This window comes from Pseudoalteromonas sp. CNAT2-18.1, assembly GCF_022347865.1.
GTDB lineage: Bacteria > Pseudomonadota > Gammaproteobacteria > Enterobacterales > Alteromonadaceae > Pseudoalteromonas > Pseudoalteromonas ruthenica.
The window spans coordinates 137296-160437 of record NZ_JAKRFR010000002.1 but is presented as its reverse complement, the minus strand read 5'-3'; the positions used below and the strand labels follow the sequence as shown (position 1 = coordinate 160437).

Below are 23142 nucleotides of genomic sequence, written 5' to 3'. Positions count from 1 at the left end.
TTAGTTTAACTCCTTGGTTTGAATGCCCGCTTCCGTTGCTAGAATCAACTTACCAGCAAACTCCGCACCATCCATCACGGCTTTACCATCAGCGCGTTGACGCGCCTTGAGCTGGTTCTGTTGCATGTTTTCTAAGCGGTAAATCACAGCGGAGTTACCAAAAATATACACCCCACCCTTGTTGCTTTCGACGATGCTGTTCATGGTTGCTTGCTCTTGCGTACGCAGTGCTTGCCACTGGCCGCTTTCGCCTCGTTTAAATGCATTACCGCGTAACCCAGCAACCAGTATTTCGCCTTCGACCTCGGCAATATCGAAAAAGGAGCCATGATATATCTCCTGTTCCCGTTGCCAGCTTTGACCCTGGCTGGTGCTATGCGCTATCAGTCCCATTTCACCTGCAATGTAAAGCCCTTTGGAAGTCTCAGCAATGCGGTTAAAGTGCGGCAAGATGGAGCTAGTTTCTATCTCATAACCTTCTGGATCGTTGACCTTCAAATCATTGAGGTAATCCCTGTCTTCGGGGTAAAGAAGGCTATCTAAAAAGCGTTTAGTCCAGTTTTGGCCACCATCTTTGGTCTCAAAGTACATTCCATAGGCACCCACAGCAACGCCGTTTTGCTTATCGAAAAAGTGAATATCCAAGCACGGTTTATCAAGATCAGGACGATACTGCAGCAACTGCCAGCTGGCGCCGCCATCGGTGGTGCCTAAGATGCTGGCATCGTGACCACATGCCCAGCCTTGTTGATTATCAATAAAGAACACCGCTGTCAGCAGAGTATCAATAGGACTGGTGGCCTGCTGCCATTGCTCGCCATCATCGCTGTATACAATGGTGCCATGTTGGCCAACGGCGATAACGCGTGATTCTGTGGTGGTGATATCGGTAAATAACGTGCGCGTGGCACTGTCAGCCTGATAAGCCGGTTGTGGTGTCTCTTGTTGCGCGCTGACGCCAAGAGGCAAAAGCAACACCGCCCAAAGCAAGTACTTCATATCTAATTGAGCCTATAGAGGGTTAACGTGAGAGCCTCAGGCCTGCAGCAGCAGACCTGAGGAGTTCCGAGGAGATTAACGGCGCCCTTCGCGACGAAGTGCATTAGATGTAAACTCGTTGTCTTGGAACGACTCAGAGAAGTCGTACATTTTCTCTTGGTTATCTAAGCCAATAGCCAAGTAACGACGTGAGTTTAGGTCGTGATAAACATCCAACGTACTCCAGTGCGTTGGTACTTCGTAATAGTTCACACCGTGGGCCATGGCTACACGATACATTTGGTCGCGGTTATCGTATAAATCGGCGACCGAAATCTGCCAGCTGTCCTCATCGATGTAAAACACGCGTTTCTTGTAAATGTGGCGAGTGCCTTCTTTAAGCGTCGCTTCAACCACCCAGACGCGGTGTTTTTCGTAACGCACATGTTCTGGATTAACGTGACCAGGCTTAAGAATGTCATCGTACTCTAGCTCATCGCTATGCAATTTATAGCTGTTATACGGAATGTACATTTCTTTTTTACCTTTGAGTTCCCAGTTATAACGGTTCGGTGAGCCGTTGAACATGTCGAAGTCATCGGTAGTACGCAAGTTATCAGACGCTGTTCCCGGTGCATCGTATGCAACATTAGGGGCACGGCGAACACGGCGTTGACCGGTGTTATACGTCCATGCTTGGCGTGGTGTTAGGATTTGGTCCATGGTTTCGTGCACTAACAACGCGGTGCCTGCAAGGCGCGCTGGCTCGGTGACACGCTGTTTAAATTTAAACAGAATATTCGACTCTTGCAGCTGCTCCGGTGTGGCCTCTGGATCCGAGTACTTCACTAACAACTGCTCATCAAAACCAATCAGGTTGTACGAACCCGAGGCTGTTGGCATGGCTTGACCACCATAACGAGCAATCGATAAACCACGGTAGCGCAACAAGTGGTTCCACACCGCCTCTAAGCCGTTTTCCGGAATTGGAAATGGCACACCGATAGCGGTGTTTTTGATGCCGTTACCGCCTTCAATCAACTCCGCTTCAGTGGCATACTTCTTCGTTGCATCGTAATAAAACTGCGGGAAAGATGCACTACGGCGAGTCGGATAGATATGCATTTTGAAGGTGTCAGGGTACGCCTCAAATAAGGCTATCTGACCCGGGCTCAAGAATTCCTTGTGCTGTTCCAAGTTTGACTTATCAATGGTGACAAGGACCTGGTCATCTGCATAAGGGTCAGGGTGATGCATCCCTTGCTCATAATTCTCTGGAGCTTTAGTAATACCACCATCCCAAGCAGGGATAGAGCCATCTTCATTACCTGCTTTAAGTGCACCAATAGGTGTCAAATCCGCGCCCAGGCGTTCAGCCTGCTCGGGTGTTATTTTTGCCTGTACTGCAGAAGTGGCAAAGATGCCACAAAAGGCTGCTGCAATGAGGGTAGGTTTAGTTAACATGCGTGTACCCTTTTAAATTGAATATTTAATATTAAACGACACAAAGTCTCGGTCTGAGAAGTTATTCGTCGCACCACCGCCCCAAAAAGAGCTATAGCCTACGTCGAAAGACCAAGTATTTTGATAATTAAAGTTCAGGTTAATCCCCAACGATTTTCTATCTTCAATAAACAAGTACATTGGGTCAGGTGTAATGCCATTGACGTCGTGGGAGAATACGAACTTAGGTGAAAAGTTTACGCCTGAGAAGAGATTGAAGTAATCCCCCTTGGCAATAAGACGATATCCCCACGCCGAAGCCGTTGGGAATGGATTTGTTTCTGGGCCATTGGATAGCGCCATTTGCAACGCGGTGTAGTCAGCCGCAGGTCCTTGAATGACGCCACTGCGTCCAGTCCCCGCCACATTCAAACGCAGCTCATCGTACTCTGGCATGTTATTAACACGCACCCCGCCGACTTCACCAACAACGGCCCAGCTGTCAGCACCTAGATAAGGGCCAAACAGGTGTGTGGCGGTGAATTGTAGCTGTGCCGTGTTGCGCAAGATATAACCCTGTGCCGTTTCACCTGGGCCTACAACCGACGTCGCATCGCCTGGGCTCAACTGTGAAATACCCGCAAATTCTGGACGTAACCCGGCAACAGCGAGTTGCTCAGGCATACCGGCATATAGAAGCTCTACGTCATCCACTTGCAGTGGTTCATCCTGACGAAACGCAAATTCGCCTGAGAATGCTGTCTCGCCTAACGCCGTGTTAAAGCTCAAGCCATACAGTTTAATGTCTTCTGGATAAGCTAATACCGCTTTGGTAAACGCTTGCAGATCGGTGACGTTGTCTTCTGTGATTTCCGTCGTCGCCAACATGGCTAAATCATCGCCAATGGCGGTAAAGTCCGATACTTGTCCAGAGATAACTGGGCGGCGGCTATGATAATTGATGTAGTAAAGCGCTACTTCAGTATCATTAAAGTCAGGCATAAACATACCTAGGCGCAAACCATACTGGCCGCCATCATCGGGCTCAGTCTTACCTTTGTGACCTTTGCCTTTTAGTGCCACCTTAGTGGGGTATGCCAAGTACATATTAGCCAGTAACTGTTGCCCCGCTGCTGAATTAGGGTCAATACCCTGCGCCGCTGCGGCCATCTGCCAATCACTGCCAAGGTTGTTGAGGCTCTCGGTTAAAAAGGCAAGGTCAATATCTGGGTTGGAGGTGAAACCTAACTGTACGTTTTGGTTAAAACCGTTTTCCGAGGCAAAATCGTTGGTCGAGAAATAACTTCCCGATGCTGGTAGACGAGTTTCATGCCACTCGTACTGATAGAAACCTTCCAGATAGATGTTATCGGTAATACCTAGTGACGCCCATAACATGCCGACGGGAATAAAGGCTTCTTTTACTTCAGCACCCGGTGCCTTCAGACGGTCGATATCTACAGGGTTAACATTGATACCATGTGATATCAGGGTACTTTCACCCCAGTTTACAACTTGTTGACCTAAACGCACAGAGAGCGGGTTGCGACCTTCATTGAAATCGAAATCGGCCCAAATGAAGGCATCAAGCAAACGAAAATCAGCACAGACTTGCTCTTTGGTTTCGTCATAGTCACAGGGATCAACCTGCTCCCCTGAGGTAGGGTTGGTGTAAGCAAAGTCACCATCCATCAAAGCGAAATCATAAAAATACATGAAGCGCGAGAAGAAACCGTACATGTCGCCATTGATGGCTAACTCATGTGTGCCCTTTAGCTGCTGTGAAAAGGTATCGCCACTATCAAAGTTTAAGTTACCCGCATCACCATTATTAGAGTAAGCGCCAGGTTGGGCCCACACATCTGCAGATGAATAGATTGGATTCAAAGCGGCGTTATAACCGGTCCAGTCAAAGCGTGGATGGTTACTTTTACCTATGTTGGCGTCGAAGTTTCTATCTTCCGTACGAATGCTTTGTCCGTATGAAAATGTCGAGTCGAAGTTAACATCGAAGTCCCCGACTGTAAAACTGGCACTGTGTGCGGCGCTACTCATGCCGAGCATCGCTCCCCCTACACAGAGCGCTAAACGATGCTTAGCAAATAGTGGCTGTCTTATCATTGTTGCTTCCCCCCTTTGCGCGGGTAATTAAGATCAAGTTATTGTTTTTAGTGTAGTCTTATACATTAGAAAGGATACGCGAAATTTACAAACAATCTAGATTAATGGCCTGTAATAAGCGTTAATTTTCCTTTATCTGCGCTAATGGTATGACATCCTACCACTATTTTTATACATGACAATAACGTTAACGACAAATGCAATTTACAACTGTTTAAAAATAGCGCACATAAGCAGGTTGAATTAGTGAACGCGCTCTAAGCGAATAAACTTATTATTCGCATCCAATAACAAGCGAAAACGCCCACGGATGCCGATTTGTGACATATAGGGAAGCAGTTTGTTAGCCGGGAAACGAATTTTTCGCCCGGCGTCATCAATGACTTGTACAGCAGAAATCCGGCCTTTGTAATAGGCCAGACACTGGCTGTAACTCATAGATAGCGTGAAATAAAATTCTTTAATCTCATTCACTGAGGGCTTTATCTACCTTTTCAAATAAATCTTTGCTGAGTTTTGGTAATACCTTTAAACGCTCTAGTTGCTCTTTCATCAACTGCTGACGCGTACTATCAAAACGTCGCCATGCCAACAACGGCGTGATCAGGCGCGAAGCGTTCTGTGGATTAATATCATTGAGCTTCACTAAGGCATCACCCAATAGCGCGTAGCCCTGCCCATCTTTGGCATGAAATTGCGTTGGGTTACTCATCGCAAAGGCACCAATAAGAGCACGTACTCGATTGGGGTTACGCCAACTAAAGTGAGGGTGTTGGTATAAACGAGTCAGATTGGCGAAGCTGTCCGAGCCTTTGCGCAGGGCCTGAAGATTAAACCATTTATCCATCACAAGAGTATCATGCTGCCAACGCGCCGCGAACTCGTCTAACATAGCGCCACTGCGAGGGTGTTGAGCAAGGATCAACGCTTTTATCGCCGCCAAAGATAAAGTCATTGAGCCCTGATGTGCCTGAGTCTCAATAAATTCGAGCTGCGTATCTACGCGCGCTAAATACCCCATACAGGTCGCAAGTAACGCTCGCTTGGCAACGCTTTGTTGCGATTGCTGCTTATCGTCGCTGAGTTGGGTCACTACTTCGCTCAGCGGCACTTGCAAGTGCTCGGCAATTTGTTGCGCAAATGCCTCAGTCACCGCAGTGATGGCATCAACAGGAACTTGCTCAAAATTAGCACTCAAGGTATCAAAGCTAGGTAGCTGTAATAGCTCTGCGACTAACGCCAGATCATGTTCTTGACCGGCTAGTGCGGCATTAAGTAAGTCACTCAACGTGGCTAACACTGCCTCATCAAGCTGGGCTTTTTCGCCCCGCCCAAGCTCGTCTAGGATACACCCGCTTAATGCACTTTGCTGCGCATCCCAGCGGGAGAAGTCGCTGCTAGCATGGCGCACTATATGCAATTGATCGCTAAGGCTCTGCTCAAACTGAACTTTAACCGGCGCGGAGAAATCCTCAAACAGCACCGCTACGGGTCGCTCGGTGATGTTATCAAACACGAACTGCTGTTCACTTTGGTGTAACTGCAATACGTTATCAGCGACGCCATGCGCATTTAAGCTCAATGCCTTACCTTGGCTATCAAGCAGTTCAATCGCCACAGGGATGAGCAAATTATCTTTGCTTGGTTGATCTGCTGTCGGGCTATGATGCTGACTCAGGGTGAGTACATATTGCTGCTGTTGCGCGTCGAACTGTTCCTGAACATGCACTTGTGGGGTACCCGATTGGCTGTACCAGCGTTTAAACTGAGAGGCATCAAAGCCATTCGCATCACTCATAGCGCTAATGAAATCATCACAAGTCACCGCTTGGCCGTCATGACGCTCAATGTAGCACTGCATGCCTTTTTGGAAGCCTTGCTCACCCAGCAATGTATGCAGCATACGGATCACTTCGGCGCCCTTATCATACACCGTCACGGTATAAAAATTATTCATTTCTAATACCTTCTCAGGGCGAATAGGATGAGCCATTGGCCCCGCATCTTCAGCGAACTGATGTGTGCGCATCACCTTAACCGCATCAATTCGGTTGAGGGCTCGTGAGCCTAGATCACTGCTAAACTCCTGATCTCGAAACACCGTCAATCCCTCTTTCAAAGAGAGCTGAAACCAATCCCGACAAGTCACACGGTTACCCGTCCAATTATGGAAATATTCGTGACCGACAATAGATTCAATCAAATGGAAATCGCGATCCGTTGAGGTTTCTGCATTGGCGAGCACACATTTCGAGTTAAAGACATTTAACCCTTTGTTTTCCATCGCTCCCATATTGAAAAAGTCGACCGCCACTATCATGTACACATCGAGGTCGTATTCAAGATTAAAGCGCTGTTCATCCCATTGCATTGCCCGCTTGAGCGACGCCATCGCATGCGGGGCTTTACTTAAATTCCCCTTATCTACATAGAGCTCTAATGCCACTTCACGACCAGAGACGGTTGTGTAGCTATCGCGTAATACGTCGAAGTCCCCGGCTACCAAGGCAAATAAGTAGCTTGGCTTTTTAAAGGGGTCTTGCCAAGTTGCAAAATGGCGACCATCAGCCAAGTCACCGCTGGCAATCTTGTTGCCATTTGACAGTAGGTAGGGGAACTGGGCTTTATCCGCTTTGATGGTGACCTCATACTCGGCCATAACATCGGGTCTATCAAGGAAGTAGGTGATTTTACGAAATCCCTCAGCTTCACACTGGGTGCAATAAGCACCGTCTGATAAATACAGACCTTCTAATGAGCTATTAGTTTGTGGCGAACAGGCCGTTGTTATCTCTAGTACAAAGTGTTGTGGCACATCGCGCAGCAGTAATTGCTCATCGTTAATGTCGTAATTGGTGAATATATGACCATCAACTTTAACCTCTTTAAGAGATAAATCTATACCATCTAACACTAAGTCGTTTGCCGGGTTTGCCTCATTGCGACGCACCTCGGAGCGGGCATACACTGTGGTTTGCGTCGGTTGTAAATCAACGTCCAAGGTGAGGGTATCAATAAAAAAATGAGGGGGTTGGTAGTCTTTTAAATACTTCGCATTGCCATGCTGGGAGGTCATATAGGACAGTCCTCTGTTGCTCATAGTGGGCATCAGGTGATGCCCACATTATAGGTTATTCGCTACGTTGCGCTTGTGTTTCAGGCTGTAAGTGTTTTGGCTCTAGCTTTAAAATCTTAATACCGAAATAAGCATAGATCACTGCTAACACTGGATTAATCAAATTAAAGAAGGCGTATAGAGCGTAATCAAATGGGTTAATTAGCAGTACACTTTGCATGTAGGCACCACAGGTATTCCAAGGGATAAGTGGGCTGGTTATAGTGCCGCCATCTTCTAACGTACGAGACAAATTCACTGGGCGTAAGCCCCGTTTTTTGTATTCTTCTTTAAACATTCGACCCGGCACGACAATAGCAATGTACTGATCAGCAGCGACTAAATTGGTGCCGATACATGTGGCGATAGTGGATGCGATAAGCGAACCTGTGGATTTAGCTATTTTTAAGATGCTGCGCACAAACACATCTAGCAGGCCGGTCTTTTCCATGATAGCGCCGAACATCAACGCCATCATAATGAGCCAAGTGGTGGTCAACATCCCCGACATGCCGCCGCCAGAGAGCAAGCTATCCATTTTTGCATTGCCAGTTTGAATAGCAAAACCGTCAAAAAAGGTTGCCCAAACTAGCTTAAAATAGCCAACTAATTGGCCTTGGGAGACATCCACTTGGCTGGCTAATAATTCGCCTTGGAACAGCAGCGCCCACACCGCGCCTAATACTGCCCCAATAGAAATTGCAGGGAATGCCGGCATTTTGCGAATAGCCAGTGCCAACAACACCACTAAAGGCACCAAGTTGACGATGCTAATGTTAAAGTTGTCCTGCAACAGCCCGACCATGTTATCTATGCCTGCGGTATCGCTGCTCACATCGGCGTTAAAGCCCATAAAGATGAAAATAATCACGGCTATCACAAAACTCGGAACCGTGGTCCAAAGCATGTGGTGGATATGAGTAAATAAGTCGGCCCCTGCCACTGCTGGCGCTAAGTTAGTGGTTTCCGACAGTGGGCTGAGCTTGTCACCAAAGTAAGCACCGGATATAACCGCACCGGCGGTGACCACAGGATCTAAGTCTAACCCATTGGCTACCCCGAGTAAGGCCACACCTATGGTGGCTGCGGTAGTCCAAGAACTGCCGATACTCATCGCCACAATTCCGCATATAACGCAGCTTGCGGCATAAAACCAATGCGGGTTAATAATTTGTAGGCCGTAATAAATGAGCGTCGGCACGGTGCCCGATAGCAGCCAAGTGCCAATCAAGGCGCCGACCATCAAAAGTATTAATATAGCGCCCAAGGAGATAGTGATGCCTTTAATCATCGCCTCTTCAAGGGTTTTCCAGGTATAGCCGTTTTTTAAACCGATCAATGCTGCGGTGAACGTCGCAAACAGTAAGGCTATTTGGTTGGGGCCTGACGACGAGCTGTCACCATAGAGATACACCGCTGCGCCGAGCAAACAAATAAGCACGACGATGGGGATCAATGCATCAAGAAACTTGGCTTCTTTGGTGGTTGTCACAATGATTCTCCTGCCCTCGCCTTAAGCACAACACACGAGGGTTATTGTTATTATCAGCGCAAAGAGTACCAGAGGAAAACATTTTTAACACCGTCTAAACGACAAAAAGGGCGCTCAAAGCGCCCTTTTTCGTGGTTTTTGGTTACTTATTGTTCTTCGCCAATCGCCCTTGTTTAATATAATCTTGGGTGATCAACGCCGCCTCTTCCAAGAATGGGTCGAATTCATCTAATACCTCAGGGGCATCATCAACGTCTTCCACTTTTTCCAATCCTAGACGCGCAAGCCGCTCATTGGTGCGCTTCAAAGCAAGCTCTTTGCGCTCATCACGTTGGTCAAGACGCTCTTTCTCATTCAAAGAGATGAATTTACGATCTTTCTCTTCTTTGTACTTTTTGATGTCTTGCATCACGTAATTGAACTCAGGCTCACTGGCAACACGCTTATCGTGCTCCTTCGCCAAATAATTGATGGTGCCATCAAGGGTATCGACCATCGCGTAATTAGCACGGACAATGCTATCCCATGGCAACGCGTTGTCTTCTTGGCTCTCTCCCCACTCTGCGGGGTCTATCGGAGAAGGCAACTCAATATCAGGGACCACGCCTTTGTGCTGGGTACTGCCACCATCAATACGGTAGAACTTAGCGATGGTGTACTGCACGCTACCCAGTGGGTTGTCGTACAAGTCGTAGTTGCGTCCCAAGCCTCGGTGTTGCTGTACCGTACCCTTACCAAAGGTTTGCTCACCAATGATCACCGCACGACCGTAATCTTGCATAGCCGCCGCGAAAATTTCCGATGCCGATGCACTGTAACGGTCCACTAGCACAGTCAATGGGCCATCGTAATAGGTCACGCCATCTCGGTCTTTTTGCTGCTCAATTCGCCCGTTAAGAGTATGAATTTGCACCACCGGCCCTTGATCGATAAACAAGCCTGTCAGCTTGGTGGCTTCGTACAAGGAGCCGCCACCATTTTGGCGTAAATCAATAACTACGCCATCTACTTTTTGCTCTTTTAACTTGACCAGCTCGCCTTTAACATCCTCAGAGAGGTTGTTATAGAAGCCTGGAATTTCAATCACGCCAATTTTGCTGGTCAGCTCAGAATAGCTGGCTTCGAACACACTCGATTTCGCTGCACGATCTTCAAGACGCACTTTATCACGCGTGATCTCTACGACTTTGGGCATGCCGTGGTCGTCTTTCCCCTCTAGGTACTGCAACCGCACCACAGTGCCTTTAGGGCCTTTAATGAGATCAACGACATCATCTAAACGCCAACCGATCACATCAACGAAATCGTCTTCCCCTTGAGCAACACCGACAATGCGGTCTTCGGGGCTGATTTCACCGGTTTTATCCGCTGGGCCGCCGGGCACTAGAGAGCGAATAACGGTGTAGTCTTCGTCGTAACTGAGGACCGCGCCAATACCTTCGAGTTCAAGATCCATGTCCATCTTGAACTGCTCAGCACGTCGTGGCGATAAATAGGAAGTATGAGCTTCAATAGAACGCGCGAACGCGTTCATAATAATCTGGAAAGCGTCTTCGCTTTTTGTTTGCACTAAGCGTTTTAACGTGTAGGTATAGCGTTTTTCCAATACCTCTTTAATGCCTTCCCAGTCTTTGCCGGTCAGCTTCAAACGCAGCGCATCGTATTTGACCTTTTGTCGCCATAACTCATTGAGTTCTTCCTGCGTTTTCGCATAGGGCGCCTGTTCACGGTCAAAGTAATATTTGTCGTCCTTAGTGAAGTCAAATTCATTCTCAAGTAAAGACAATGAATAGTCGTAGCGCTCGAAACGACGCTTCATACTAAGGTTAAATAAGTCATAGGCAAAATCGAGTTTGCCGGATTTCAATGCATTATCAAACTTATCACGATATTGCTCGTACTTAGCAATGTCCTGCTCTAGGAAGATAGTGCGATTGAAATCCAACGATTCAATGTAACGGTCGTACATTTGCTCCGACAGTTCATCATTGAATCGTATTGGCTTGTAGTGTGCACGTGTGAAGAGATTCGTCACTCGTTTACTTGCTGTACTGTGTTGCGACTCCTGCTGTAGGGTCGGCAAATCAGCCATGGTGACCTTATCCAGTGAGGCTAAGGCCGGTGCTGCTACAAGGGCAGCGACCAGTGGGATGAGTGAAAACGACTTACTCATGCACAACTCCTTCTTTTTATACTAGGTATAAGCTATCTGCTTTAGTTTTTACCTGCATGCCGGTGACTAATTCAACGTGGATATCATCTTTGTTGACTTCAGTGATAGTACCGTTGACTAGCGCCTGACCTAGTTTAACTTTAACTTTGGTATTAGCCTTGACCTTGTCGCTTGGCAAAGGTTCAACTTTGTTACTACGACGCGGTGCAGGTTCTGCATTCTTTTTGACTTTAGCGCCTTTAGGGTGAGGCTTACCAGGTCCACTTGGACGTTTTTTGTAACCCTTTGTATCACCGTCTTTAGCACCACGAGCAGGCTTTTTACGTTTAGCCATTTTTGCGCGGCTTTGCTCAAGCGCAGTTTTTGCATGCTCAACGTGCTCTTGCTCTACTTTTTCTGCTTGGTTGCCATCTAAATCAACGCGGTATTCATTATTAACAACCGCTTCAAGGTAGCGCCAGTGTGAAGTGTACTTTCTCAACGCTTGACGAACTTGCGTTTTGCTGACCTTTTCACTGCCTTCAATACGCTCAGCAATGTCTTTAAAAATACCGACTTTAAGTGGCTTAATGCCTTCTTTTTGTTTAAAACAATTGGGAAATTCCTGGTATAGGAATTCCAATACTTCGTTTATGTCTTTTAGCTTGTTTGTGGTTTCCATTTCTAAACCTTAAATTTACATCTGCTCGTCTTGCGCCGAGTCGACATAGTGTTCAACCCAGTCCATTAATTCTTCGTGTTCAGCATCGAGAAGCGCGGTGTCTCCGCGTAATTGCTCCCAAATACCGTTAATTATTTCATCTATGCGTTCGCAGCTTAGATCATCATCCAAGCGTTCCCATGCATGGTGGATTAGTTCGTTGTAACGCTCAGTAACGAACTCCTCTTCCCCTTCCCAGTCGCCAATATCGGACTGTGCGAAAAGGTAGTCATGTACACTAAGTATGTCTTTCATTACAGGTATTTTTCGATGCTGTGAACTAGCTTCTCAAGGCCCTGCTTATCTTGCTCATCGAACCGTCCCACTGTAGGACTGTCGATGTCAAGAACGGCAATGGCATTTCCTTGCTTTTTCACCACCACCACAACTTCAGAGTTTGACGCCGCATCGCAGGCGATATGCCCGGGGAATTGATGAACGTCAGTTACCAGTTGAGTGGTGTCTTCAGCAACAGCAGTACCACACACACCTTTTCCAACTTCAATGCGTACACACGCTGGTTTTCCTTGGAACGGCCCTAGCACCATTTGTTGTGGCGACTCCAAAATGTAAAACCCTGCCCAGTTTATATCCTCTAAAGACATAAATAACAGCGCACTAATGTTCGCCATATTAGCAATTTGATTGGTTTCATCACTGACCAGCGCGAGTGCTTGCTGTGTCAGGGATTCATAAAAGGCTTCTTTACTCATTCACACTACTACTTCACATAGAATACGCAGTGTTTAAGGTACTCTTTGTGGCGCGCAAATGAAACCTTTTATCATGAAAAAAGTGATGCAGTCGCTTGAAAAAACGCTGATTGATTATTTTTACGCCATGAAGATAGGTAAGATTAAGCTTCGCGGGCGCTACCCCGGCGCAGGGCAAACAAGAACAGTCCACTCCCAAGTGCCGCCATCAGTGCGTTGACAATGAGTAAAAACCCCGCCTGCGCGCCAAAAGCATAACTGAACAACGCCCCTCCTAGTAGACCTAATGTGAGTACGCCGCTGTAATGCACTTTATTGTACTTGTACATCAGCAAATAACCGGGGACGACAAACACAGCCATCGCCAATCCCAAGATATGGGCGTTAGCAATAGCAGATAACAATACGGCAAAAAATAGCTGCGCACCGTTTTGCTGTGCCCCTAAGGCGTAATAAATGCCTAACACCACACCAATCAATACCGGTGCTAATAAGGAATATAAAACTGCTTTTGCGAGGGTGTGTTTCATAATGGTGACTGCTGAACATGATTTATGAAAGCATTGCAGATCTGCAAAATCCTGCCAATAGCGACGTTAGTCGTAGAAAGCAAAAAGGCCTCAGCATATGCTGAGGCCTTTAATAGTGGCGGAGAGATAGGGATTCGAACCCTAGATGGGCTATTAACCCATGCCGGTTTTCAAGACCGGTGCATTCAACCGCTCTGCCATCTCTCCTAAAGCGGTACTTAGATAACTGCGTCACCTAAATAAAAATTAAGTGGCGGAGAGATAGGGATTCGAACCCTAGATGGGCTATTAACCCATGCCGGTTTTCAAGACCGGTGCATTCAACCGCTCTGCCATCTCTCCGCAGCGGCGTGCATATTAGTGAAATGCCTGACGTTTGTGAAGTGTTATTTTAAAATAATGTTCTAAATGGCTATTTTTTATCATAATCGCACAGCAATCGAACAATTTGCGAATTTTGCAGTCTATTGAAAGGTAAAGGTTTGCCCATATATAGAAGACTTGGTAATCTTTAACTCAGGTGCCCTCGGGTACTTCGAGGATCGATTTCAATTTAAGGAGTTTCACAATGGCGTTTAATAACTCGTACAGCTCGGCTAAGCCGGTGATGTCGACCATTGAGACAAATAAGGTTTTAAAAAACACTTACTTTTTACTCGCGATGACGTTGGCATTTAGTGCTGTGACAGCGGGTATTTCAATGGCGCTTAACCCACCGTTCTTTACCGGTATCGTTTGTTCACTGATTGCCCTCGGCATGTTGTTCATTATCAACAAAAAAGCAGACTCTTCAGCGGGTGTGCTACTGACCTTTGCCTTTACCGGTATTCTTGGTTTCGGCCTCGGTCCGATGTTGAACCACTATGCTGCGATGGCAAACGGCCCAATGCTGATCATGCAAGCACTTGGCTCAACGGCACTGATCTTCTTTGGTCTTTCTGCTTATGCACTCACGACTAAGAAAGACTTCTCCTTTATGGGCGGTTTTTTGATGGTTGGCTTGGTTGTTGTGATTATCACCAGCATCGTTAATATCTTTATCGGTAGCTCGATGGTGTTCATGGTCACTAATGCAGCCGTTGTGCTTATCATGTCAGGCCTCATCCTGTTTGATACCAGCCGCATCATTAACGGTGGTGAAACTAACTACGTGCGTGCAACTGTGGCGTTGTACCTAAACGTATATAACTTATTCACTTCGTTACTGCACCTACTTGGCGCAGCTGATGACTAATTAGCAATATTTGCTAAAATGAGCCCCATTCATTGGGGCTTTTTTGTGGATGTAATTTGGCCAGCTTCGTATTATCACTGCATAGCGCACCGAGTGATGCCATCACTTTGGTGGCGCTCAAACGCTTTGTTGACAATGCCCTCTCGCTTGGGCACCAAATAAAAACGATTTTTCTCTATCAAGATGGGGTTTATCATGCGCTGGATCAGTTCGATGTCAGTAGCGATGAGTTCGATGTCGCAGCGCTGTGGCAGCAGCTATTTGATAGCGGAATTGAATTGAGCCTGTGTATCACCGCAGCTAACAAGCGCGGCATTGACACCGAGCAGGTTAAACTATTTACCGTCTCGGGACTTGCAGAGTTTGCCATGCTCGCCACTGACGCCGACAGGTGGGTACAATTCAAATGAATAACATCTTAGTCATCTCTAAACACGGGCCCTATCATCAGCAAAGTCTGCGCGAGTCCTTAGATATGGTCCTTATTTTCGCCGCTATTGATCAGCAGGTTACCTGGTTACTAGAAGGCGCAGCAGTACTCTCACTAGTGAAAAATCAACGCCCCAGTGCGCAGCAACAAAAAGACTTCACTAAAGCCATCGGCATGTTGGAAATCTATGATATTGAATCTGTCTATGTGTGCGCCGATGCGCTGAACGAGCATGGCTTGAGCACAGATGACCTGGCGATAGAGGTGCAAATCGCCTATGACAATGACAAGCGTGCATTAATCAAGCAAGTGGATAAGGTAGTGACTTTATGAGCAAAGGTACATTATTCATTGTGCGTAGTGCACTTAGCGAGCACCCTACTCTGAGCAGCATCATTAGCAAGGAAGACGGCGTGTTACTACGCGCTGAGGCCTGTTACAATGCATCGGCTTTTGTAGGGCTGGGTGTGGCCACTTATGCCCTTGAGCAAGATGTGAATGCCTGTGGCGGGCACCATCGCACAACAGGTGTCACCGTGATTAACGATGCGCAATGGGTCGAATTGACCTTACAATACCAACGAACAATCAGTGAGTAAATCAGTGAGCAACATGATTGAATTCAACGGCCAAGAAATAGCAACAGACAAACAAGGCTATCTGCTCGATAGTAGCCAGTGGCAGAAAGAGTTAGCTCCAGTTATCGCCGCGCAAGAGAATATTGAACTCACAGAGGCGCATTGGGAAGTGGTTATGTTTGTCCGTGACTTTTATCAGGAATTTGATACCAGCCCAGCGATTCGTATGCTGGTAAAGGCCATGGCAAAGAAGTTGGGTGAGGACAAGGGTAATAGCAAATACTTGTATAAACTCTTTCCCAAGGGGCCGGCAAAACAAGCAACTAAAATAGCCGGTTTACCCAAACCGGCTCGATGTATTTAATACTAAAAACGCTCGCAGTTGCGAGCGTTTTTATTTTAATCTAAGCCATTAAGGGCGCCACGCACACTGCGATACAGGGCTCCCATGGTCGAGTCGAAGACCCACTTAATCATGTTATAAGTTAGCTCAAACGCTTTGCCCACAACCTTGCCTGCGAAAACCAGCATATGCCCTAATAAACCCAAGGTTTGCTCGGCAAAACGCGCAGATGCCTTCGCTACCTGTTCTAAGGTACGCGCGACCATATCATAGAACGTTAACGAACTGCTGATCGCCGCTTGCGTTACCACTGCCGTGTAATAGCCGGAGTCTTTCAACAAAGTGATCAACGCTGAGCTTATTTTATCCGCCCAATGGCTTGAGAATGAAGCCTGAGCTCTGTCTTCAAAACGAAGACGCACAGGCTGGCTCAAGAAATTATCTGAGCGCTGCTTTAAGGTGGACCAGTCACTGGCGCTAGCGGTATTTAAGTAACCCGGAGTGCCATCGAGCTTATGGGCCGACACGTTAAGGCCTTGGCCATCGTCGAGGCGGAATTCACTGCCATTAAACGGCGCGTGAATAAAAGGCCAAAGCGGCACTTTAGGAACCGGATCGGCACCATGAGTAGAGCGGTATATATTCTCTAGCTTCGTAGTGGTTGAGCGGGCAAAATCGGTCTTACCTACACGCGGTGCGCCAAAGGTATATAGTTTAGTTGGCAAAGAATACTCGGTGTTCACCCAATCAGCGGTCAATTGTGCCAACGCCCCGCCTAAGCTGTGGCCAACACAATGCACAACACCTGTATTGCCGGCTTTGCGGTTACTATCAACAAACTGAGCAAACGCCTGCTTCATGGAGTTGAAGGTTTTATTAAATCCGGCGTGTACCATTTTATTACTGCTGCTGGCGCTAAGACCACAGTTTAAGTCTGTCAGTCCATCACGTAATGAGGCAGTACCACGAATCGCAATAACGCTATCGCCGGCAAACTCGTTGATGCCTTTACCAACAAAAGCAAAGCCCGTGCTTAAGCCGAACAGATGAGAGAAAAAACCACCTGAGACACCGTCAACAACACTGTCACCGGTGACAAACTCAAACGAGTTACGTAGATTAGGGCCAACGATAGAGCGCACATCTAGCACCTTACTTGCACCTTTAGCACGGTACGCCATGGCGGCGAGTTCAGAGGCCTGACGCGGGGAAAGAGTGTTCATAATTACTTAATTCCTTGTATGAGTATTTTTTGCGTCGCTAAACCGCAGCGATCAGTCTAAGTTGCAAACACCATAAATAGTTTGGTATCTGCCCGGTACATCTTTAAATTCAAAGTCGTATATTTTTTCTTCACGCCCTATATCACAGTGCAAATCTTTAAGTTTGGCGGCAACAATGTCATTTCCTTCAACTTGACCAATCAACGTGCCCCAGAGCGTGTATTTCTTATCGTCAACAATGACATAAATTGCTTGCGCGATGCCTTCGTTATCGAACATATTGCCCGGCTTTGACGATTCAATATTTTTTTCTTCAAAGTGAAAACGGCCCTTCTCGTCAGTGGTCACACTGTCACTGTAAACGTCGCCATAACTAATATCGCGGTGAATGGTCATGTGCGCCAGCGCATCACCGTTGTGTTGCACTTGGCCATACACTTCGGGTGATAACTGTACGGTGTGTTTTTTAAAAATTCCGAACATAGCGAATACCTTTATAGAAAGTACTAACAGTGATATACCAACGAGTACAGTGACCGAGAGCTTAAGCTGTCGGTACCACGACCCAGATTCAACATTGGAATTGTCTATCAAAGCGAAGCTCCACATAGTGAAGCGCAACGAGGAAGGGGGACATACCTATGCAGTATGGCGATTCTTCCCTGAGCGCGATTCATTCCTTGGCTAAATGCAAACGCACATAACCTGTTTGAGTATGTTCACATATTGTAAACAACACTGTGAGCAAAACTCAATCACTATTTGGCATAAAAAAAGGCGCTCTTATAGCGCCTTTTAATACTTTCTCATACTAATGACTTATTTGCTGTAAGCCCTTGGCATCTCACTATCCGTGGTATAACGCTCACGTAATTTATCATGGCGCGACTGAGTTGAGACCTCAGTACCGTTTATCCACACTTTTTCAATGCGAGTACTGAACTCGAACGGATCAGCACTCCAAAGTACCAAATCAGCGGGTTTACCCGGTGCAATTTGCCCTACATCTAAATTAAATGCCGAGGCAACATTACTGGTGATCGCTGCCAGTGCCCCTTGCGCTGTCATGCCATATGACACGGCATTGCCCGCATCAAATCGCAATTGATACAAGTTGTGGGCGCTATCTCCAGCAATGGTCAGGATCACGGTGACGCCTGCTTGCTCCAATTTCGCAGCGTTCTCTAAATGAGCGTGCATCGAGTCAAAACTACCTGGCAGGTTATCCATGGCACTGATCACCACAGGTGTATCACTGTCAGCAAGCTGCTCGGTAATTAATACGGCATCTTGCGCCCCGGCAAAAACCATGTCGACATCAAAGCGTGCTTTTACTTTGAGCAGCTCTAACATATCCGATGCCCGCGACACATCGATCACTAGCGGGATCTCTTTGGCAAAGACAGCATCGAGGATTTCTGCCTCTTTGCCTTTGGACTTATCGTCGTCTTCATCACGTTCACTGTGCTTTTCTAGCGTATCAATCAGTGTTTGCAGCGACAGCGCACGTGAGCCTTCATGTTTAGCTCCAAGCTTTACATATAAGGCCACGCCTTGGCGGGTTACACTGTCAAATTCGCCTGATAACGACACCAATGACGCCAGGCCGGCAAAAATATCATCGCCACCGTAGGGTGCAATCACATTGCTGGTAATACCGCCTTTGCGTGCATAAGGGATTAAGCTAGAGCGCGGATTGAAGGCTAAGCTTGGGTCGAAAGTCATTGTCGCTTTTTTGTCACCGCCATCACGCGAGTCTGCAACGGCACTGACCTCCACAAGGCCTAAGCCGTTCAGCGAGCCAATAAAGCCCGGTGTGAGAATTTTATCCTCAGCATCAATAATGGTGTCGGCGCTCACTTCACTGGGGTTCACAGCAACAATGTTACCGTTTTCTATTACCACTGTTGCGTCTTTTAATACGCCCTGCTGTGCTGCGGTATAGACCGTGGCATTGGTAATCGCCAGGCTTTCAGCGTACGTTTGCGTGCTCATTACGAAGGCGGCGCTAATTGCTGTCAATTTAAATAAGTTCATCATACAACTCCTTAGCGTTGGCCTAACATAAAGTCACTTTGTGCTTGGTATTTTTCATCGTTACGGTCATACACTTTGGCACCGTCGATAAACACCTGCTCTGCTTTGGCATACACACTGAATGGGTTTTGATTCCAAAGTACCACATCGGCTTGCTTGCCTGCGCTTAAGGTACCCGTTTTATCTGCTACGCCCAGTGATTTTGCTGCATTTGAGGTGATCCACTTAATAGCATGCGCTTCATCAATGTCGAAGCCATTATCATTGGCGCGATACATGACTTTCGCCGCTTCTTGGTTTAGGCGCTGAATTGTGGTGTCAGAGTCTGAATGCACAATAGCGCAGGAATTTTTAACCGCATCTACGATGGCAACATTCTCTTGTACCATGTCATAGGCTTCCATTTTGAATCCCCACCAATCTGGCCACAGTGCGGCACAGTTGCCATTCTCAGCGAGTAAATCAGCGATTTTGTAAGCCTCGATACCATGGTGGAACGTGCCTGAGTGGTAGCCAAACTCTTTACCTAAATCAATCATCATCGCCATTTCTTCAGCTTTATAGCAATGATTGTGAATGAGGATGTCACCGTCCAATACCGCACTGAGCGTATCTAACGTAATATCACGCTCAGGCGCTTCTACGTTCTTACCCGCATCGTAGTCCGCTTCATACTTCTCCCAAGCACGCTTGTACTCAGTTGCGTCAATCCACGCCTTACGGTAACCCGCCATGTTGCCCATTCGCGTTGATGGCAACACACCTTTACTGCCATAAACGCGCTTAGGGTTCTCACCACAAGCCATTTTTAAGCCATAGGGTGCCTCAGGGAACTTCATTCCCTGCATAGTGTGTGCCGGTACATTTTTTAGCGTCACGCTGCGCCCACCGAATAAGTTCGCTGAGCCTGGCAAAATCTGCAAAGTGGTGATCCCGCCTTCACGGGCACGGTTAAATCCAGGGTCTTGCGGCCACACTGAATGCTCTACCCACACGGCTGCGGTGTTAGGGCTGGTCATTTCATTACCATCTTGGTGTGATTCTACCGCTGGACTTGGATAAGCACCGAGGTGGGAGTGGACATCAATGATGCCAGGTGTCACCCATTTGCCTTGTGCGTTGATGGTGACATCGGCTTGCACGTCCAGGTCTTTGCCTACCTGCTTAATTTGCCCATCAACCATGTACACATCGCCGGCATCGATGCGCTGACCATCACCCGTTAATACTGTGGCATTGGTGATCAACGTCGATTGACGTGGCATAGGCTGATAAGTACTTGGATAGGGGTTCTTTTCGATAGATATTTTTTCGCCTTGCGGACCGTCACTTTGCTGGCAACCGGCTACTGCCAGCGCCACTGCAACAGCGCTTAGGCTTGCTGTGTATTTACGCATTGTTTTCATCACTCCGTTTTTTGCGTAACTTTAACCAATCATTGCGCAAAATGCGAAAATTTAAGGTTAATGAACAGTAAACTGAGATGAAAAAGAGAGGGTTATGGGTACACGCTTGGCAAAAATGATTAAATAAAAAACAACAGTGCCGACGCCTTGAGGTGGGTTATCCTGACACCCGCAGTTACATCTGCCGTGACACAATCCCAGCGACTGATGAGGATGAGCCGTCAAACTCGAAAAAGCGTCACCCTTTTCAACAAAAAAAGCAAAAAAAAGTGTGTCCAAATAGGGTCGCCAATACCTTGAAAAATGGTGCGCTTTGCGCCCTTCGACACACTTGACACAGATGCTTACATTCGGAGACACCTTATTCATGCTATGAACAATTATGTGGCGCATACTTACATTGCACCCGACGAATGTACTAAGGAGAATACAATGAAACGCACCGCATTATTAACCAGCGCTTTGGCCCTTGGCCTACTTTCAACTACAGCCTCTGCAGATAGCTCAAAATTTGTAGCTGCCGATAACAGCGCTGGTACCGAGTTGTGTATGGCAATTACTAAAAACAGCCCTCTGAAACTGCGCCGCTCCATGAAAGAACATTACGTTAATACCTACACCATGGAAAACAAATTAGCGTGTAATGATTTAACTGTTCGCCAATTTGCCAGCCTCTATGGCTTCGATCGCAGCCTCAAAGTACTCAATATAGAGCGCCTAACTGAAACCTCTATTCGCGATTTAGCAGCCAAAAACGACACCGATTCTTTTATGGTGTACGGCTCAAAGTAATATCACCTTTGATTCCATCCCTGGAAGTAAAGCCCGCCAATGCGGGCTTTTTTTACAGCCAATAAGCAAGCGCACCGAACGCACCGCCAAAGACCCCTCCCCATACCACTAACCAGCCTAAGTGAGCGCGGATCATCGTTTGAATAATCTCTTTGACCATGGCTGGGGTTAACTCATCTAAGCGCTGGCTTACCAGTTGCTTAACCTGCGCCTGCAAATCGCTACCACCGCCTAGTTGCGCAATAATCTGCTCGCGTGTTTGTTCATCTTGTAGCATTTCTGCGATGGCCTCACGCATTTTATCAGCAAACGGCTCACGCATCGGCTCGAGCGCTGCTCGACCACCAAACATACCGAGCATGGACCCAAACTGTGACTGCTCTATCACCTGTACCAACTTATCAAAAGCCAGCGACATATCCAGATGGTTAATTAATGCGTCCATTTGCGGCGCTGGCATCTGCGCTGAGGCCTTTTTAAGGTTCTCAGGAGATAGAAACTGCTCTTCAATGAGCTCATGTATCCCTTGTTTAAACGCATTAAATTTAATCTGCACCACACCTGAGCCGTACAATAACGGCACTTTTTCGAACAGCATATGCACGGCAAGCCAATTGGTTAGTGCGCCTGATAACGCAAATAACCCCATGCTCAACAACAGTGGCTGCTCTAGGTGCCACCCGACTAATGTAACAATGAGGGCAATCAATGACGTTACACTGCTTTTATTCACGCGTTCACTCCTTCTAAAATCGCTGCACACTATTTTAACGTGGGATTAGACTTTGCGGAAAATTTTTGCATCAATCAACAACTTTGCCATACTCATATCACCGCACTCTAAATTTGCTAACTTGCCATGTGGAACGCCGTCGCCCAAGTAATTAGTGATACCTTAGCTACTCCTTTCGAAATCACGCAAAAACAGCAATTAAGTAATTCCTCGGCCGATATGCTATTTCGTATCAGCGATGGGCAACATACATTTTTTGTTAAAGTTGCCCCGCTCAGTGCGCTGGAGCGTCTTGAGTGCGAAGCGCAAAGCTTGTCGCTATTAACACAAGAGTCGTTGTTTTTGGTGCCGGACTGCTTAGCCACAGACACCACACTGGAGTTTGCTTTTAATATTATAGAGTGGCTCGATTTTAGTGATCCTACCCCTCCCAACTGGGCAAAAATGGGTGAATATCTGGCGATGATGCATCAAAAGCACGAACAGGCCATGTTTGGCAATGAACAAGACAATTTCATTGGCGTTACTGCGCAACCCAATCGATGGCACAAAAAGTGGGATGTATTCTTTAGTGAAGAACGTATCGGCTGGCAAATGCAGTTACTGGCGGAAAAAGGGTTTCACTTTTGTGATATCGATACGTTAGTGGATTGTGTTAAAGCGCGCTTGCACAGCCACAACGTGCAACCGTCATTATTACATGGGGATCTGTGGCGCGGTAATGTCGGCTTTGTTAACTCCGTCCCATGTCTATACGATCCAGCCTGTTATTACGGTGATAGAGAAGCGGATATTGCTATGACACGGTTATTTGGCCCTTTCCCAGACGCCTTTTATACCGCTTATAACGCACACTACCCGCTGGCGCACGATCATCGCTCCCGCGAGGGAATATACAACCTCTATCACCTGCTTAATCATGCCAACATCTTCGCCGGTCATTATTTGACGCAGGCGCGTGACAGTATCGAAACCATAATTCATCAACAAAACGGTGGCGATTAATAGCACAATTGCGCCTTTTCACTGCGTCAAATTAGTCGGAATTCGTAGCAAAAACGCACTATACTCAAAGTATGTCATCAGACTGTCATACGAGGC

Annotated in this window: 23 protein-coding genes and 2 tRNA genes; 7 read left to right on the top strand and 18 right to left on the bottom strand. The window is 47.0% G+C overall.

Annotated features, from left to right (window positions below; translation table 11 throughout):
• The 13 genes from MHM94_RS04155 to MHM94_RS04095 form a co-directional block, all read right to left on the bottom strand.
• The gene (locus tag MHM94_RS04155; protein WP_152440677.1) at positions 1 to 999 is read right to left on the bottom strand and encodes a YCF48-related protein; all 999 of its coding nucleotides are present in this window, start codon (positions 997 to 999) and stop codon (positions 1 to 3) included.
• Between the two features lie 75 nt (positions 1000 to 1074).
• Entirely contained in the window at positions 1075 to 2442 is a 1368-nt protein-coding gene (locus MHM94_RS04150; protein WP_022943969.1) for a DUF1329 domain-containing protein, read from the bottom strand.
• Positions 2443 to 2454: 12 nt separating this feature from the next.
• Positions 2455 to 4542 (bottom strand): DUF1302 domain-containing protein, encoded by a 2088-nt coding sequence (locus MHM94_RS04145; RefSeq protein ID WP_022943970.1) that lies wholly within the window; start codon positions 4540 to 4542, stop codon positions 2455 to 2457.
• A gap of 243 nt (positions 4543 to 4785) precedes the next feature.
• Positions 4786 to 5007, bottom strand: a complete 222-nt coding sequence (locus tag MHM94_RS04140) for a DUF2835 domain-containing protein (RefSeq protein WP_026110974.1) — start codon at positions 5005 to 5007, stop codon at positions 4786 to 4788.
• Between the two features lies 1 nt (position 5008).
• Entirely contained in the window at positions 5009 to 7618 is a 2610-nt protein-coding gene (gene pepN / locus MHM94_RS04135; protein WP_235419072.1) for an aminopeptidase N, read from the bottom strand.
• Positions 7619 to 7673: 55 nt separating this feature from the next.
• On the bottom strand, positions 7674 to 9149 hold the full coding sequence (nhaC, locus tag MHM94_RS04130) for a Na+/H+ antiporter NhaC (RefSeq protein ID WP_045978717.1): 1476 nt from the start codon (positions 9147 to 9149) through the stop codon (positions 7674 to 7676).
• A gap of 142 nt (positions 9150 to 9291) precedes the next feature.
• Positions 9292 to 11322 (bottom strand): carboxy terminal-processing peptidase, encoded by a 2031-nt coding sequence (gene prc, locus MHM94_RS04125; protein WP_022943974.1) that lies wholly within the window; start codon positions 11320 to 11322, stop codon positions 9292 to 9294.
• 16 nt (positions 11323 to 11338) lie between these two features.
• Positions 11339 to 11983 (bottom strand): RNA chaperone ProQ, encoded by a 645-nt coding sequence (proQ, locus tag MHM94_RS04120; protein WP_022943975.1) that lies wholly within the window; start codon positions 11981 to 11983, stop codon positions 11339 to 11341.
• Between the two features lie 15 nt (positions 11984 to 11998).
• Positions 11999 to 12277 (bottom strand): hypothetical protein, encoded by a 279-nt coding sequence (locus MHM94_RS04115; RefSeq protein WP_235419073.1) that lies wholly within the window; start codon positions 12275 to 12277, stop codon positions 11999 to 12001.
• Positions 12277 to 12735, bottom strand: a complete 459-nt coding sequence (locus tag MHM94_RS04110; protein ID WP_022943977.1) for a GAF domain-containing protein — start codon at positions 12733 to 12735, stop codon at positions 12277 to 12279. The genes MHM94_RS04115 and MHM94_RS04110 overlap by 1 nt, the downstream gene beginning before the upstream one ends.
• Before the next feature lie 143 nt (positions 12736 to 12878).
• On the bottom strand, positions 12879 to 13265 hold the full coding sequence (locus MHM94_RS04105; protein ID WP_022943978.1) for a hypothetical protein: 387 nt from the start codon (positions 13263 to 13265) through the stop codon (positions 12879 to 12881).
• 116 nt (positions 13266 to 13381) lie between these two features.
• Positions 13382 to 13472, bottom strand: a tRNA-Ser gene (locus MHM94_RS04100).
• 44 nt (positions 13473 to 13516) lie between these two features.
• Positions 13517 to 13607: transfer RNA gene (locus MHM94_RS04095), tRNA-Ser, on the bottom strand.
• A 226-nt stretch (positions 13608 to 13833) separates the two neighbouring features.
• On the opposite strand from MHM94_RS04095, the gene MHM94_RS04090 reads away from it, so the two are divergent.
• The 5 genes from MHM94_RS04090 to MHM94_RS04070 are packed head-to-tail and all read left to right on the top strand — an operon-like array spanning position 13834 to position 15871.
• Entirely contained in the window at positions 13834 to 14499 is a 666-nt protein-coding gene (locus MHM94_RS04090; protein WP_022943979.1) for a Bax inhibitor-1/YccA family protein, read from the top strand.
• Between the two features lie 56 nt (positions 14500 to 14555).
• Positions 14556 to 14909 (top strand): sulfurtransferase complex subunit TusD, encoded by a 354-nt coding sequence (gene tusD, locus MHM94_RS04085; RefSeq protein ID WP_130145235.1) that lies wholly within the window; start codon positions 14556 to 14558, stop codon positions 14907 to 14909.
• Positions 14906 to 15262, top strand: coding sequence for a sulfurtransferase complex subunit TusC (gene tusC / locus MHM94_RS04080; RefSeq protein WP_138508381.1), 357 nt, complete (start codon positions 14906 to 14908; stop codon positions 15260 to 15262). Before tusD ends, tusC begins: the two co-directional genes overlap by 4 nt.
• Positions 15259 to 15528, top strand: a complete 270-nt coding sequence (locus MHM94_RS04075) for a DsrH/TusB family sulfur metabolism protein (protein ID WP_022943982.1) — start codon at positions 15259 to 15261, stop codon at positions 15526 to 15528. The genes tusC and MHM94_RS04075 overlap by 4 nt, the downstream gene beginning before the upstream one ends.
• Before the next feature lie 13 nt (positions 15529 to 15541).
• The gene (locus MHM94_RS04070; RefSeq protein WP_138508472.1) at positions 15542 to 15871 is read left to right on the top strand and encodes a TusE/DsrC/DsvC family sulfur relay protein; all 330 of its coding nucleotides are present in this window, start codon (positions 15542 to 15544) and stop codon (positions 15869 to 15871) included.
• 35 nt (positions 15872 to 15906) lie between these two features.
• Here the strand turns inward: MHM94_RS04070 and MHM94_RS04065 are convergent, their stop codons facing one another.
• The 4 genes from MHM94_RS04065 to MHM94_RS04050 form a co-directional block, all read right to left on the bottom strand.
• On the bottom strand, positions 15907 to 17073 hold the full coding sequence (locus MHM94_RS04065; RefSeq protein WP_045978711.1) for a lipase family protein: 1167 nt from the start codon (positions 17071 to 17073) through the stop codon (positions 15907 to 15909).
• A 51-nt stretch (positions 17074 to 17124) separates the two neighbouring features.
• Positions 17125 to 17556: a DUF6795 domain-containing protein gene (locus tag MHM94_RS04060; RefSeq protein WP_022943985.1), complete on the bottom strand. Its 432-nt coding sequence runs from the start codon at positions 17554 to 17556 to the stop codon at positions 17125 to 17127.
• A 336-nt stretch (positions 17557 to 17892) separates the two neighbouring features.
• Entirely contained in the window at positions 17893 to 19113 is a 1221-nt protein-coding gene (locus MHM94_RS04055; RefSeq protein ID WP_235419074.1) for an amidohydrolase family protein, read from the bottom strand.
• A gap of 8 nt (positions 19114 to 19121) precedes the next feature.
• Positions 19122 to 20507, bottom strand: coding sequence for an amidohydrolase (locus MHM94_RS04050; protein WP_151172850.1), 1386 nt, complete (start codon positions 20505 to 20507; stop codon positions 19122 to 19124).
• A gap of 441 nt (positions 20508 to 20948) precedes the next feature.
• On the opposite strand from MHM94_RS04050, the gene MHM94_RS04045 reads away from it, so the two are divergent.
• A complete protein-coding gene (locus MHM94_RS04045) occupies positions 20949 to 21308 on the top strand; it encodes a DUF3718 domain-containing protein (RefSeq protein ID WP_022943988.1) in 360 nt (119 codons plus the stop codon).
• A gap of 52 nt (positions 21309 to 21360) precedes the next feature.
• Here the strand turns inward: MHM94_RS04045 and MHM94_RS04040 are convergent, their stop codons facing one another.
• Complete coding sequence (locus tag MHM94_RS04040) at positions 21361 to 22041, bottom strand: hypothetical protein (protein WP_045978707.1); 681 nt, start codon at positions 22039 to 22041, stop codon at positions 21361 to 21363.
• 126 nt (positions 22042 to 22167) lie between these two features.
• On the opposite strand from MHM94_RS04040, the gene MHM94_RS04035 reads away from it, so the two are divergent.
• The gene (locus MHM94_RS04035) at positions 22168 to 23046 is read left to right on the top strand and encodes a fructosamine kinase family protein (protein WP_138508373.1); all 879 of its coding nucleotides are present in this window, start codon (positions 22168 to 22170) and stop codon (positions 23044 to 23046) included.
• Positions 23047 to 23142 lie beyond the last annotated feature (96 nt).